Origin of the sequence: Chryseobacterium capnotolerans (assembly GCF_021278965.1) — a bacterium.
Classification (GTDB): Bacteria; Bacteroidota; Bacteroidia; order Flavobacteriales; family Weeksellaceae; genus Chryseobacterium; species Chryseobacterium capnotolerans.
On sequence record NZ_CP065589.1, the window covers coordinates 1,773,823 to 1,786,998 of the forward strand.

Here is a 13,176-nt window from a genome sequence, read left to right on the forward strand (position 1 = left end):
GCTGAAATTGGGGATATTTGGGTTTCCTATCCTTTTTTTAATTTTAAAATAATAGATTTACAAGAATTAATAGTACACCTATGATCTACCTTTTTCTTATTTTTCTTATTGCCCTATTTGGTGGAATTTCTTATCTGATCATGCGTTTCTGTAATCAATGGACCAGAAAAAATCAATATGAAGTTGTTTTTAATACTTTGATTTTTATAGGATCATTTCTTCTGATATCATTTCTTAGCCTTTATGTTTTCATTGCAAATCTTGATTTATCCAGATAATAATTGAACTTTAAATAACCATTTTTATATAAATATTGCTCTATGTATTTTGATTGGATTTACCTGATTGTTATTCTGTTTTTAATCTTTGTCATTGTTATTTTTGCAGCAATTTCTAAGGTGATCGTACGTTTTTGTAATCGATGGACCCGAAAGTACAAATATGAAGTTCTTTTTAATACTTTAATCTTTATTGGGTCATTTGTTCTTATATCATGTATCAGCCTTTACATTTTCTTTACGAATGTCTATTTGGGGCGATAGCGGAAATTTCCTCTAACAAAGTAATAAGCAATAAGCAGATTGATCATAAGAGCAAGCCATACATTAACACCGTAGAACAGCTCATAATCATGCCGTTCCTCATTATAAAATAGATTCTTAATAATTCTGAAGGTGATGGCAGTGGTAGTAACAGCATAGCTTAAGATCATATAGTTTTTATGCCTGATGATATTCCCTTTTCTAATAGAAGCTACAGCAACTACCGTAAAATAGGCCCAAAGCATATCCTGGATCAGAAATCCTGTAATTCCTATCAATCCGCCATTCGAAAATAATCCCAATACAAAACAAGCTGGAACATTGATAATAAGGATGTTGTAGACATACATCTTTCCAATGATTTTATGCAAACTTCTGTTTTCTCTCAGGAATTGAGTTGAAAATTGAGTTAATCCAGCCAAAAGACACAGAGTTATTGAAAAAATATGGATGTAAAAAAAGCCCATCCAATAAGGATTATTGACTACTTGCTGTTTAAAGGCAAGAAATCCAACTGTTTTATCAAGTGTCGTATATTGGGAAATTGTTTTCAGCATCAGGATACTGAAAATAAATACCGAGAGTACTGCTATAATTTTAGCAGCCTTTATTCCCAATGATTTTACCATGAATTTAGTCTTTTAATACCTCTCTGATCTGATTTTCCATATCTTCAAGATGGTCAAATTTCCTTAGGATCAACGATTTTTTGTTATTTTTAAGCTCCTCAATGATGTCGAGAACAAGTTCTAAAGGCTCAGCTTCGTAGCCCAAAAGGTTGCTGTCAAAGTTAACCCCCTACAAGTAAACCGTCACTGTTCATTCCCAGACACCAGTTTTCCAGAAATTCATGAAGTGAAATAGGAGAGGCTTCATAATGATTCCATTCTTTATCTACACATGATTTAGCTCTTGCAGCATCTGACCAGAAGCAAATGAGTTGAACCGGTTCACCATCTTCATATTCCTGATCATTGGAATAGGAGGTAGCATATCCTTTATCGTCTTTTAAACCATACACGGTTTCTGTTTCACTTACTTTTTGGATAAAATCTTTATATCGGTTCTTTAGGGCAATATGATCTTGAAGCATGATTAGAAATTATGAATTAAAGTTGTTAGATTCTTGATCTTGACAATCCTGACTATGCCTTATTCCTTCTATTAATATGTACAATCTCAGGATTTTCACCATCGGAATTTCTTTTTGATCTCCCCAATAGCCCTATTTCCAAATCATTTGGGGTTTCATTATCCAGTTCTGATGGATGTACATAGGTATACATACCATATCCATGTCCGGAAACAAGCCAGCCCTCAGTAGAATTCAAATGAATAACATCGAAATCTCCGGCAGGACCTCCTGCAAATACAGGGCCGAATTCGTTCATGAGTTTGATCGCTTCCTCCCGTACATTTTTTACAATAGTAATATCATCAAAAATAATATAGGTATCATTTTTAAACAATACCCAATCCTGAAATCTAGGATTGATAGCAAGCTTTACGTGTTCAAGAGTTGATAAGTTATTCATGGTTTAAATATAGTTATTAAGAAATTACATATATGTTGAAATCTATCTGCAAAAAGCGTTATAAAAATCCCTTCATTCTCAAATGCTGCAACAGCATAATGGTCTTTGCATCTTTAATTTCTCCAGTATCAATCATAGTAAGAGCTTTCTCAAAAGACATTTCCAGTACTTCAATGTTTTCTCCTTCTTCTTCAAGGCCGCCGCCATCGGTAACCTTCATTTCATTAGAATATTCAGCAATGAAAAAGTGAAGGATTTCGGTTACGGAACCAGGGGACATATAGGCTTCAAATACCTTTTCAACTTTAGAAATTTTATATCCTGTTTCCTCTTCGGTTTCTCTTTTGATACAATCTTCAGGATTATCATCATCTAAAAGACCAGCACAAGCTTCAATAAGCATTCCGGTAGCATTTCCGTTAATGTAAGTAGGTAATCTGAACTGTCTTGTCAGAATAACAGTGTTGGATACTTTGTTATAAAGTAAAATAACGGCTCCATTTCCACGATCGTAAGCTTCTCTGCTTTGGGTTTCTGTAGTTCCGTCTTTTTTGCGAACGTTAAAAGTAACTTTATTTAAAGTGTACCAGTTGTCAGATAAAATATCTGTTTTTAAAATAGTAATATTAGGATTTTGCATAGTATTATTGAGGGGTATTGGAATTTAATAAATCTCTTAAAGCATCTTTAAGATCCGGGAATTTGAATTGAAAACCTGCATCTTGAATTTTTTGTGACGAAGCTCTGGAACCTTCCAAAATTGCATTGGCCAGTTCACCAAATAACATTTTTAAAACAAAAGTGGGAACGTTGGGCATAAACAATGGCTTATGAAGAACCTCAGCGATCTTTTTTGTCAGACCAGCATTGGTAGCATGCTGAGGGGAAACAGCATTGTAAGCACCGTGGAGATTGGGGTGTTTCAGAGCGAACTCATATATAGAGCAAATATCTTCAATATGAATCCAGGGCATATACTGTTTACCGCTTCCCAAAGCAGATCCAATTCCATATTCTATAGGCGGAAGCATCTTCTTTAAAGCGCCTTCCTTTTCAGAAAGAACAACAGCTGTTCGGATTTTAACAATTCTATCAGCTAGATTTTGTTCTTTAAAATGGTCAGCAGCTCTTTCCCATAAAACAACCACCTCACTGAGGAAATCATGTCCAGGCGGATCATTTTCTGAAAATATTTTTTCTGTAGTCTTTGTTCCGTAAAAGTTGATTCCTGAAGCTGAAATAAAAGACTTGAGTTTAATTTCTTTTTTTCTTAAAGTATTTCGCAGCAATGCTGCAGAATCTACTCTGCTGGCAATAAGTTCTTTTTTTTCTTTCTGCTGTCCAGCGATTTTCTGAAATATTGGCACCGGCAAGATGAATGATGTGAGATACATTATTGAAAGCTGTCTCATCAATGGTTTTCTTTTTGAGATCCCATTCATATTCATTGGCTTGTCTTTTTTTTCGGGTAAGGAATCTTACTTCATATTCATTCCCGATTTTTTTTGCCAGCTCTTTTGCAATCAAACCATTTGCTCCGGTAATCAAAACAATTTCTTTCATACTGATATATTTTGTGAGGGTGTGGTTATGCCTGATTTTTAACAATCAAAACAAAATCTTCTTCTAAAAGTTTATAGCCATAATCGTAAATAAACTTGTACTCAGAACCGTTTTTATAGACCTTCAGGTTGGTGAAATAGTCAAAATCAAAACCCAGACTTTCCAATTTGGATTTAGCAATTTTTGTTTTCCCGTCTATATTTGTTTCTACAAGAATCCTATAGTTTTTGCGGAGTTTATTATTGACATTCCGCATCAGATTTGTAGAATCTTTGTTCTGCTTATTATTGTAGGCATTTCGGCAGGCATCATTGCAGAACTTTTTATCAGACCTCCCGATGATTTTTTCGCCGCATTCCAGGCAATTCATATTATTTATTTTTTCACTTTGTGTCCATGAGCGTGTTTCTTCCTTAGCAATCTCATTAACCTGCTGTGTGAAGGATAACTTCTATTGGGCGTTATATTATTGAAAAATAAAGCCACAAGCAACAGGATAATACACCCCGAAAGAACCGGGGAGATAACATACCAATATCCTAATTCCGGAATTTTTCCGGTAGAACTTACCGCAATAAGAGCCGTTGCTCCACCTGGCGGATGCAGGGTTTTTGTGTACTGCATCAGTACAATTGAAAAAGCCACAGCCAATGGAGCCGAAAGCCAGATAATATCAGGAACAAACTGATAAACTGTAACACCAACTAATGCAGAAAGAACATGTCCGCCTACTAAATTTCTAGGTTGAGCCAGTGGACTTTGGATAGCTCCATAAATCAAAACACTGGATGCCCCGAAAGAACCGATTAGGAATATATTTTCCGTTTCAGCTAGGGAATGGGATTGGATAAATGCAATCAGGCCAATTCCAAAAAAAGCACCCAAGAATGACCAGAAATGCTCCTTGTAATCAACCAAGGTTTCTTTATAGATTACATATTTTGAGACTCTGAACGTTCTTTTTATTGTCTTCTTCATTGAGTTGGGTCTTCTTTTTAATGTTAGAACAAAGATACAGAATTATCCGTTTGTAAATGGATAGTGTTGAGGTTCTCATGCCTTTTTAAGTTGAAATGAATAATACTAGTAAATAAATGCCATTGAGTTAAATAATTCATTGATTATTGAGTATATTATTTATTAAAGTGTTATTTTCATGTAATTTATTGAATTTTATAAACATAATCAATATTAATTCAAAAACTATTACTATGAAAAAACAACCTGTAAAACCGGAATTTACTTTAAAAATGTTTGAAGTATTAGGAGGTGTGTGGCTTGCTGGCTGTGTAAAGACCGCTGCAGAATTAAACATTGCAGATTATCTTGCAGAGGGGCCCAAAACAATCCCTTCATTAGCAAGAGAAACTCAATCCAATGAAAAAGCATTGTATCGAGTTATGAGAGCATTAAGTAGCGTTGGTATTTTTGAAGAATTGGAAGGTCAAATATTTGCCTTAAATGATTTTGGGGCAGCTTTGCAGACTGATGTTCCCGGAACAGCCAAGAATTTTGTACTTACTATTATGAACGAACATTTTCCTACTTATGGAGAACTTACTTACGGTGTTCAGACAGGTAAGATTCCTTTTGATTACATCCACGGAATGCCTCTTTGGGATTACTATAAACAATATCCGGAAATAGGAGAGAATTTCGGAAAAGGGATGACAGGAATGTCAGGAATAGAATTAAAAGGAATTATGGAAAACTATGATTTCAATCCTTATAAAAAAATAGTCGATATAGGTGGGGGAAATGGAGTAATGATGTATACAATTCTCAATGAGTCACCCGGTAGTTTGGGAATTATCTTTGATGAAGAGAATGTGATTGAAAAAACCAAAGAACTTATCCCCCTAGATTTAAAAGAAAGGTGTTCTGTTGCCATTGGTAGCTTTTTTGAAAAAGTTCCGGAAGGGGCAGATTTATATACAATGAAATGGATTATCCATGATTGGAGCGATGATGAATGTGTTCAGATTTTAAAAGTTTGCTATGATGCAATGCCGAAAGGAGCAAAATTACTAATTATAGACGCAGTTATTCCTGATCACTCCTTGAATCGACCTCATATTGCCAAACTTTTGGATATTGTCATGTTAGCCTGTCTTACCGGAAGAGAAAGGACTTTAAGTGAATTTAAAGTTCTTTTGGAAAAATCAGGGTTACAATTCAACAGGCTTATTCAGATTGGTACAGAAGCGAAAAGCATCATTGAATGTGAGAAAATTTAAAAACGACTTAGATAAAGAACCCCAACGAATAAAAAAGCAGGAACCCAAATTAGGTTCCTGTTTTTTATGCTAAAATTTAATATTATCCTAATACCAATTCCTCAGTATATACAAGGCCTTCATAACAAGCATTATAGATAGCTTTTAATTCATCTAAAGAAGGAATTCTTGGATTGAATCCTGTACATGGGTCTGCAAGAGCATTAGCAGTGATATAATCAATGTTTTTATCCCAGTCTTCTCTTGAAATCCCGAATTCTTTAATTGCCGATTGATTATTAACTTCTGTACGTAATGTCTCAATAGCCTGAGCAAGATCTTCAGCTGTTTCTTTACCAATTACTCTGGCTAAATCAGGATAACGCTTGGTAGCCTGAGCATTATAACGAATAACGTTCGGAAGGAAAATGGCATTAGAAGCACCATGAGGAATTCCGTACAATGCTCCAACCTGGTGAGATAAAGAGTGAACAATTCCCAACCAAGCGTTGTTGAATGCTAAACCTGCCATAAATGAAGCGTCATGCATATTCTGACGGGCTGAAATATTGTTTGGATTTTCTACGGCTTCTTTTAAATTGTTAAAAACAATTTCAAGACCACCCTTTGAAAGTGCATCGGCAATATTATTGTCAATATTGGAAACAAAAGCTTCCACACAGTGAGTCAATGCATCAAGACCTGTATTGGGAAGTCACATGGGCAGGCATTGAAGCACAAATTTCTCCATCCACAATAGCAATATCCGGTGTTAATTCATAAGAAACGATCGGATATTTTACACCTTTTTCTCGGTCTGTAATCACAGCAAGACCCGTTGTTTCAGTTCCTGTACCGCTTGTAGATGGAATAGCAATAAATTTAGCTTTATTTCTTAAAACCGGAACCATGAAAGGTTTTATCATCGCATCAAAATCAGCATCAGGATATTCATAGAATACCCACATGATTTTGGCAGCGTCAATGGCAGAACAACCTCCTAAACCAATCACCCAATCAGGCTCAAATGTTTTCATGATTTCAGCTCCTTTCATACAAGTGGCTGATGACGGATCTTCTTCTACACCTTCGAAAATTTGTGTTTCTATTCCAGCTTCTGTAAGATAAGTAATAGCTTTATCAAGAGTTCCGCTTTTTCTCATAGAGCTTCCTCCTGTTACGATTACCGCCTTTTTACCTTTAATATTTGCTAATTCTGAAAGACTTCCGGCACCATGGAAAACCTCTCCTGCAATGAATAATCTGCTCATTTTTTTGTTTGATTTTAATGAGACAAAATTAGAGAAGCCCAAACGGACCATGTTATACAAACAAGATTATGTGTTATACATTTGCGCCAATTCCTGTTGAAGAGCAGTAGGAGTTTCCTTCAGTTTTGCTTTTACAAATTTGTTGAGAGCAGAAGGAGAGTTAAAACCGAGATCAAAGGCGATTTCCTTATGGGAAAGGTCTGAAAACATCAATTGTCTTTTAATCTCTATTAAAATTCGGTTATGGATGGCTTGAATGGCTGTTTCTCCACAATGCTTTTTAGTAATTGAATTTAATTTTTTGGCAGTTATAGCCAGCTCATCCGCATAGTATTGAACCGTTCTGTATTGTTTGTACTGTTCATTCAACAATTTTTTAAAACGGACATAAATGGGTTTATCAGGTGTTTCTTTATGTAAAATAGGATGAAGCCCATGAACAGATTCAATTAAGCCTAACAGGAAAATTTTGATAAGAAACCTCGCCTGCTCCTTTTTGATAAGGCTTGGATGCTGATAAATTCCTTTGATGACAGAGATTGTATGTAAACTTTGCTGAAAGTCTTCTGAAGACAAAACGGTACAATGAAGCTGTGTGGAAAGATTTACATTATAAGTACTCAGTTCATTTTTCAAAATGTCTGAACAGAATAATATCTCTTCAAATAAAATAATTTTCCCTTTCAGGTTATTGCTTATATCAGAAATGAAATGTACCTGCTCCGGAAATACTACAGAGATTTTCCCAGGTTTCAAAAAATGAATCTTATCCTCAATATGCAGGAGCAAAGTTCCGTCTTCAATAACGATAATGAAAAAATGATCGTTTTTATGCGGCTTAGCATAGTCTTTCAAATAGTCATTTGTTAAATCAAAAACCCGAAAAGAAAGATTTTTATCCTCTTCCTTTTGAATATTCTTTTTAATCTCCAGCTTCTTCATTTATTCATTATTTGTCTTCAAAAAACTCCCGTTGTATCTATTTTGTATGGAAAAGAATACAAAAATAATTTAAATCTAAATAAAATCGCCACTAATACAGTAATAAAAAAGATTCGTGAATTAGTGGCTAATTCCTTTATAAGTTTTGTTTTTTTAATAAGATCATCATTTTTTACTTTAAAAAACAATTTTTATCAGGATTTTTTTATTTTATTTATCCGACCACAAACGATTACAAACGAATTTAAATAGTTTATAACCGACTGACTTCTGGGGATATCGCAAACTTTGCAACAGAGATTTGAGAAAACAGTGAACGTCTCTTATCTGAAATATTAATCATTAAAATCTAAAAGTTATGTCACTAAGAAACAAAGTAACATTAATTGGTTACACAGGTAAAGAAGTTGAAATGGTAAACTTCGAAAACGGAAATGTAAAAGCAAGTGTATCTTTAGCTACGAGCGATCATTACACCAACGCTAAAGGTGAAAAGGTAGAAGAGACGCAATGGCACAATCTGATTGCTTTCGGGAAAGTAGCAGAAATTATGGAAAAGTATGTTCCCAAAGGAAAAGAGATTGCTATTGAAGGTAAGCTTACGTACAGATCTTATGACGATAAGGATGGGGTAAAGCGTTACGTTACGGAAATTCGTGTAGATGAAATCCTATTGTTGGGAGGTAAATAACCCTAAAAACTCAAATGATGAAAGTAAAAGTTTTTAAGATCAGGCTTCCCGAGGAACTGCTCTACAAAGATCAGAAAATGCTTGATGATTTTCTGGAAAGAAACGAGATTATAAAAGTGGAAACCGCTTTTGTAAATGATGAATGCTATTGGTCTGTGATCTTGTATTTTGATGAGCCAAAATTGGTCAAAAATACAGTGAAAGAACCAAAGGTTGCTAAATACACTGTGGATAATGACTTTCTGAATTCCGATGAAGAACAAATTCTCAATGCCCTGAAACTTTGGAGATCGGAGAAAGCGAGAGAACAAAATCTACCTACTTACTTCATTGCAAGCAACAAAGAGCTGATGTCTGTAGCCAAGTATAAACCTGCTAAAAAAGAAGAACTCTTGGAGATCAAAGGATTCGGAAAGCATAAGATTGAAAATTATGGTGAAGAAATACTGGAAATCCTTGAAAGTGTCTGATTTTTCGGAATAATTGATAACATAATAACAAAAGCTGTAGAAGTAACCTTCCCCAGCTTTTGTTATTGAAATTCCCCAGTTTTTTTAATTTTTGTCAAAGAATTTTCTTAACCAAAAGAAGTTGGTTCAATTCTTAATTCTAAATTATCTCTTTTCGTAGATAGATTAAATAGTTCTCTGGCTATATGTGTTGCTTCGGTGCGGTTTTCCAATTCAAAGCCTAATGGAAGATCTGTTCTGCTGCTTTCTTTTTCAGAATCAGAATATAAAGGAGGGTTGTCAATTGGAATATAGCCCACAAAAATATTTCTTTCAGCAAGTTCATTATGCAGATGGGTGGTAAGCATTCTTAAAGCTGCCTGAGAAACTCCCATAGCAGAGGTAAAAGGATAGGCCATTCTATCTGATTGTCCACTTGTAAATAATAAAGCTCCGCTGGTTTGTAAAAGATAAGGAGTGGTTGCTTTAGCAGTTTCCAATGCACTTAAAACCCTTGTATTCAAATAAGTTTTTAATAAATCAAGAGATAAATCCGTGATGGGAACATAAGACTCTACTCCCAGAGGCCCAGGAACATTATACAAAACAACATCTAGACGATTTCCTAATTTTTCTGTTAACTTTTTTATAGAGCTGGATATAGTTTCAGGAGTATTAGCATCAATTGTTTGGTGGAAGACTGATATTCCCTCAATCTCAAGTTCTGTTTTTAGGTACTCCAGTTTTTCCTGATTTCTACTCATCAAGCCTACTGTATATCCATGATGACCAAAATATCTGGCTGTTTCTAGTCCAACCCCTGGCCCAGCTCCTATAATCACTATTGTCTTGTTCATTGTTAAACTCATAATATTGTTATTTAATACAGGAACAAAATTATGAGGCTAAATTTGTATTTTTGTTATAAGTTACCTCTATGATAGTGGTTACAAAAATGTAAGTGTACATATGAATATTGAGAAAAAACCTTGTGATAATGCTTATTTAGCTATCCAGGATACACTTTATGTTATTGGAGGAAAATGGAAGCTTGTCATTCTGGGAGCTTTAGTGACAACCGGTAGTAAAAGATTTGGAGAATTAACCAAAATGATTAATATTAGCCCTAGAATTTTATCAAAAGAGTTACGAGAACTAGAACTTAATAAACTTATTACCCGGGAGGTTATTCATACAAAACCTATAATGACTGAATATTCTGTTACTCCTTATGCCGAAAGTTTGAGAGATTTGATTAATATAATGATCAGTTGGGGCTATCAGCATAGAGAAGAAATCAAGGATTGATGTAGAGTCTGATCCCATTAATTTGATGGGTGATAAGCTTCTATTTCTGAAATGTATCAACTCTGCATAAATTACCTGTAATTTTTCAAAATAAACCCATGTTATCACTACGAAAAGGATAAAGATGATTTCTTCAGCTCTTAATACTGTGTAAAAGTCCTTGCAATTCCGTACTTTTGTCCTATCAAAACGACATACAATAAATGAAGCCAAGTTTAGCAAAAGGAACAAGAGATTTTACAGCACAGGAAGTTTCCAGAAGAAAATATATCATTAATATTCTACAGAATAATTTTGAATTATTTGGATTTCAGCCATTGGAAACGCCAAGCTTTGAAAATCTTTCTACCTTAACAGGAAAGTACGGAGAAGAAGGAGACCGCTTGATTTTTAAAATTCTTAATTCAAGCATAAATGAAGCAAAAGATGATAAAAAAGATCAGATGCTTCATGACTTTCAGAGAGCATTGGAGAAACCTTTCAGCTCAGAAAGTTTAACAGATAAAGCCCTTCGTTATGACCTTACTGTACCTTTTGCAAGATTTGTAGCAATGAATCATGGGAAATTAACGTTTCCATTCAAGCGTTTCCAGATACAGCCGGTATGGAGAGCAGACAGACCTCAAAAAGGAAGATACAGAGAATTTTATCAATGTGATGCAGATGTAGTAGGAAGTGAAAGCTTATTACAAGAGGTAGATTTAGTTCAGTTATATTTGAAATCATTCGCTGATCTGAAAGTACCTGTGACAATTCATATGAACAACAGAAAGATTCTTTCCGGATTAGCTGAATATGCAGGAATTACTGATAAACTGATCGATTTTACAGTGGCTTTAGATAAGCTGGATAAAATCGGAAAAGATGGAGTAGTTAAGGAATTATTAGAAAGAGAAATCTCTCAGGAATCTATTGATAAATTAGACTTCTTGTTCAGCCAGTCGGATGATGCGTTGGAAAACCTTCTTCAGTTAAAAGAAAAATTCGTAGGTAACGAGATTGGATTAAAAGGAGTAGAAGAGCTGGAATTTGTTCTTACACAATCTCTGAACCTTGGTGTTGATATGCAGAATCTTGTATTCAATATTACGTTGGCAAGAGGTCTTGATTATTATACCGGAGCTATTTTCGAAGTGAAAGCAGATGAAGTAGCAATGGGCTCTATCGGTGGTGGTGGTAGATATGACAACCTCACAGAAGTATTTGGCGTTAAAAATATCCCTGGAATTGGTATTTCTTTCGGATTAGACAGAATTTATCTGGTAATGGAAGAACTAAACCTTTTCCCTGAAGAAGCTTCTTCTAAAATAGAATATCTGTTTGCCAATTTTGGAGGTGAAGAAACGACTGAGGCTTTGAAACTAATCATGCAATTGAGAACAAAAGGGATTTCAGCAGAACTGTATCCTGAAAGCGCAAAGATCAATAAGCAGTTTACTTATGCTGAGAAAAAAGGAATTAAAAACCTTGTTTTCTTAGGGGAAGAAGAGCTTAAAAATGGGACAGTAACTTTTAAAGATCTTGCAGCTGGAGTACAGAAAACGGTTTCTTTAGATGAGTTTTTAGGATCGTAAATAAGAAGATGAGTGATTCAATACTATAGAATCTCAAATATAATATCAACCACAAAAGTCATTTTGTGGTTGATTTGTTTAATTAATCATAAGTTTTGAATACTTTGCTCCCCAGAATCAGTTTAGAATTTGTAATTTGGGTCAATTAATTAAACAAAGTAGATCAATTATCTATTTTTATAAAACTTTTAAACATAAAAACCAAATGAATACAATTTGTGCATTGTGCGGAACTCCGTTGACATCTACAGATATGCTTGTTGGGAAAAATAAACTTGCAGATGGCGGTTATTTGTGTACCGGATGTTTTAATAAAGCAATTACGATCAACAGAGAGCTTATCAATAATCTAGACCAGTTTTATTTCGCTGAAATAACAGGAATGTTCCTTAAAAGTAAAATTGATGCAAGCCAGAATCCGGCAAGTTCTTCATCTTTGGGACTGGGAAACTATGAATATGATGCTCCTACAAGACTAGATGAAATAAAAGACCAGATTGTAGCCCTGAAAGCCCGGTTGAGCGTTTTAGCCAATGAAGAAGTAAATGAATTGGATAAAGTTTTAGATCCGAATGAACGATTGATCGCTATTGCAGAATGTATCAATCTCCGTAATAACAGGGAAGGAATTATTTTTTCAACCCAATGGAGAGTTATTTTCATGGATAAAAAATTCCTGGGTGGAGTTGTGAAAAACGAATATACCCATAAAGATATTATCTCTATGGATCAGGTTGAAAATCTTTTATATTCGGTTTTAAGAGTCAATACAAGAGGAGGTACTGTTGAGTTTAAACTGCATAATAAAAGTGATGGAAGATCGTTCTGTGATATCGTCAACGGATATATCCGAGGAGCGGAAAGACCATCATCCCAACAACCTGTACAGCCACAATCACTTTTCCAGAATGTTCAAAATCCGGTACCCCAAAACTCAACCAATGTGGTAAATACCTCAAAAGGATCTTCGGAAGATATTTTCGAGCAATTGGAAAAGCTAGGGAAACTAAGACAGATGGGGGTTCTAAGTGAAGAAGAATTTGCAGAGCAGAAGAAAAAACTGTTGGATAAATTATAAAAAGTAA

Annotated in this window: 19 protein-coding genes; 6 read left to right on the plus strand and 13 right to left on the minus strand. The window is 34.7% G+C overall.

The window, feature by feature from the left end; genetic code table 11:
* Nucleotides 1-526: 526 nt before the first annotated feature.
* Genes H5J24_RS08340 through H5J24_RS08380 form a run of 9 tightly spaced genes read right to left on the minus strand, consistent with a single transcriptional unit; the run spans nt 527 to nt 4,618 of the window.
* Complete coding sequence (locus tag H5J24_RS08340) at nt 527-1,171, minus strand: DUF2306 domain-containing protein (RefSeq protein ID WP_082811224.1); 645 nt, start codon at nt 1,169-1,171, stop codon at nt 527-529.
* 4 nt (nt 1,172-1,175) lie between these two features.
* Nucleotides 1,176-1,316 (minus strand): hypothetical protein, encoded by a 141-nt coding sequence (locus H5J24_RS08345; RefSeq protein WP_167387006.1) that lies wholly within the window; start codon nt 1,314-1,316, stop codon nt 1,176-1,178.
* A gap of 16 nt (nt 1,317-1,332) precedes the next feature.
* A complete protein-coding gene (locus H5J24_RS08350) occupies nt 1,333-1,635 on the minus strand; it encodes a DUF2750 domain-containing protein (RefSeq protein ID WP_096788305.1) in 303 nt (100 codons plus the stop codon).
* A gap of 52 nt (nt 1,636-1,687) precedes the next feature.
* Entirely contained in the window at nt 1,688-2,077 is a 390-nt protein-coding gene (locus H5J24_RS08355) for a hypothetical protein (protein WP_068943575.1), read from the minus strand.
* Nucleotides 2,078-2,135: 58 nt separating this feature from the next.
* Nucleotides 2,136-2,717, minus strand: a complete 582-nt coding sequence (nudK, locus tag H5J24_RS08360) for a GDP-mannose pyrophosphatase NudK (protein WP_068943574.1) — start codon at nt 2,715-2,717, stop codon at nt 2,136-2,138.
* 4 nt (nt 2,718-2,721) lie between these two features.
* Nucleotides 2,722-3,366, minus strand: coding sequence for a TIGR01777 family oxidoreductase (locus H5J24_RS08365; protein WP_232816210.1), 645 nt, complete (start codon nt 3,364-3,366; stop codon nt 2,722-2,724).
* Entirely contained in the window at nt 3,332-3,640 is a 309-nt protein-coding gene (locus H5J24_RS08370; protein ID WP_232816211.1) for an NAD-dependent epimerase/dehydratase family protein, read from the minus strand. The genes H5J24_RS08365 and H5J24_RS08370 overlap by 35 nt, the downstream gene beginning before the upstream one ends.
* 25 nt (nt 3,641-3,665) lie before the next feature.
* The gene (locus H5J24_RS08375) at nt 3,666-4,010 is read right to left on the minus strand and encodes a hypothetical protein (protein ID WP_068943573.1); all 345 of its coding nucleotides are present in this window, start codon (nt 4,008-4,010) and stop codon (nt 3,666-3,668) included.
* A 5-nt stretch (nt 4,011-4,015) separates the two neighbouring features.
* Complete coding sequence (locus H5J24_RS08380; RefSeq protein ID WP_068943572.1) at nt 4,016-4,618, minus strand: HPP family protein; 603 nt, start codon at nt 4,616-4,618, stop codon at nt 4,016-4,018.
* Nucleotides 4,619-4,851: 233 nt separating this feature from the next.
* On the opposite strand from H5J24_RS08380, the gene H5J24_RS08385 reads away from it, so the two are divergent.
* Entirely contained in the window at nt 4,852-5,877 is a 1,026-nt protein-coding gene (locus tag H5J24_RS08385; RefSeq protein ID WP_082811223.1) for a methyltransferase, read from the plus strand.
* A gap of 82 nt (nt 5,878-5,959) precedes the next feature.
* Here H5J24_RS08385 and H5J24_RS25530 read toward each other — a convergent pair whose 3' ends face one another.
* From H5J24_RS25530 to H5J24_RS08395, 3 genes are all read right to left on the minus strand, one after another.
* Entirely contained in the window at nt 5,960-6,535 is a 576-nt protein-coding gene (locus H5J24_RS25530) for a dehydroquinate synthase/iron-containing alcohol dehydrogenase family protein (protein ID WP_283250769.1), read from the minus strand.
* 16 nt (nt 6,536-6,551) lie between these two features.
* Nucleotides 6,552-7,127, minus strand: a complete 576-nt coding sequence (locus H5J24_RS25535) for an iron-containing alcohol dehydrogenase (protein WP_283250770.1) — start codon at nt 7,125-7,127, stop codon at nt 6,552-6,554.
* A gap of 66 nt (nt 7,128-7,193) precedes the next feature.
* Nucleotides 7,194-8,069, minus strand: coding sequence for an AraC family transcriptional regulator (locus tag H5J24_RS08395; protein ID WP_068943571.1), 876 nt, complete (start codon nt 8,067-8,069; stop codon nt 7,194-7,196).
* Between the two features lie 358 nt (nt 8,070-8,427).
* On the opposite strand from H5J24_RS08395, the gene H5J24_RS08400 reads away from it, so the two are divergent.
* Both H5J24_RS08400 and H5J24_RS08405 read left to right on the plus strand, forming a co-directional pair.
* Entirely contained in the window at nt 8,428-8,760 is a 333-nt protein-coding gene (locus H5J24_RS08400; RefSeq protein WP_068943569.1) for a single-stranded DNA-binding protein, read from the plus strand.
* A 14-nt stretch (nt 8,761-8,774) separates the two neighbouring features.
* Nucleotides 8,775-9,230: an HRDC domain-containing protein gene (locus H5J24_RS08405; RefSeq protein WP_232816212.1), complete on the plus strand. Its 456-nt coding sequence runs from the start codon at nt 8,775-8,777 to the stop codon at nt 9,228-9,230.
* A gap of 107 nt (nt 9,231-9,337) precedes the next feature.
* Here H5J24_RS08405 and H5J24_RS08410 read toward each other — a convergent pair whose 3' ends face one another.
* Nucleotides 9,338-10,066 (minus strand): SDR family NAD(P)-dependent oxidoreductase, encoded by a 729-nt coding sequence (locus H5J24_RS08410; RefSeq protein ID WP_068943568.1) that lies wholly within the window; start codon nt 10,064-10,066, stop codon nt 9,338-9,340.
* 112 nt (nt 10,067-10,178) lie between these two features.
* Between H5J24_RS08410 and H5J24_RS08415 the strand changes: the two genes are divergently transcribed.
* From H5J24_RS08415 to H5J24_RS08425, 3 genes are all read left to right on the plus strand, one after another.
* The gene (locus H5J24_RS08415; protein ID WP_068943567.1) at nt 10,179-10,517 is read left to right on the plus strand and encodes a winged helix-turn-helix transcriptional regulator; all 339 of its coding nucleotides are present in this window, start codon (nt 10,179-10,181) and stop codon (nt 10,515-10,517) included.
* A 203-nt stretch (nt 10,518-10,720) separates the two neighbouring features.
* Nucleotides 10,721-12,091 carry a histidine--tRNA ligase gene (gene hisS / locus H5J24_RS08420; RefSeq protein WP_068943566.1) on the plus strand — a complete coding sequence of 457 codons (1,371 nt, stop codon included), beginning with the start codon at nt 10,721-10,723 and terminating at the stop codon, nt 12,089-12,091.
* Nucleotides 12,092-12,296: 205 nt separating this feature from the next.
* A complete protein-coding gene (locus H5J24_RS08425) occupies nt 12,297-13,169 on the plus strand; it encodes an SHOCT domain-containing protein (protein WP_068943565.1) in 873 nt (290 codons plus the stop codon).
* Nucleotides 13,170-13,176 lie beyond the last annotated feature (7 nt).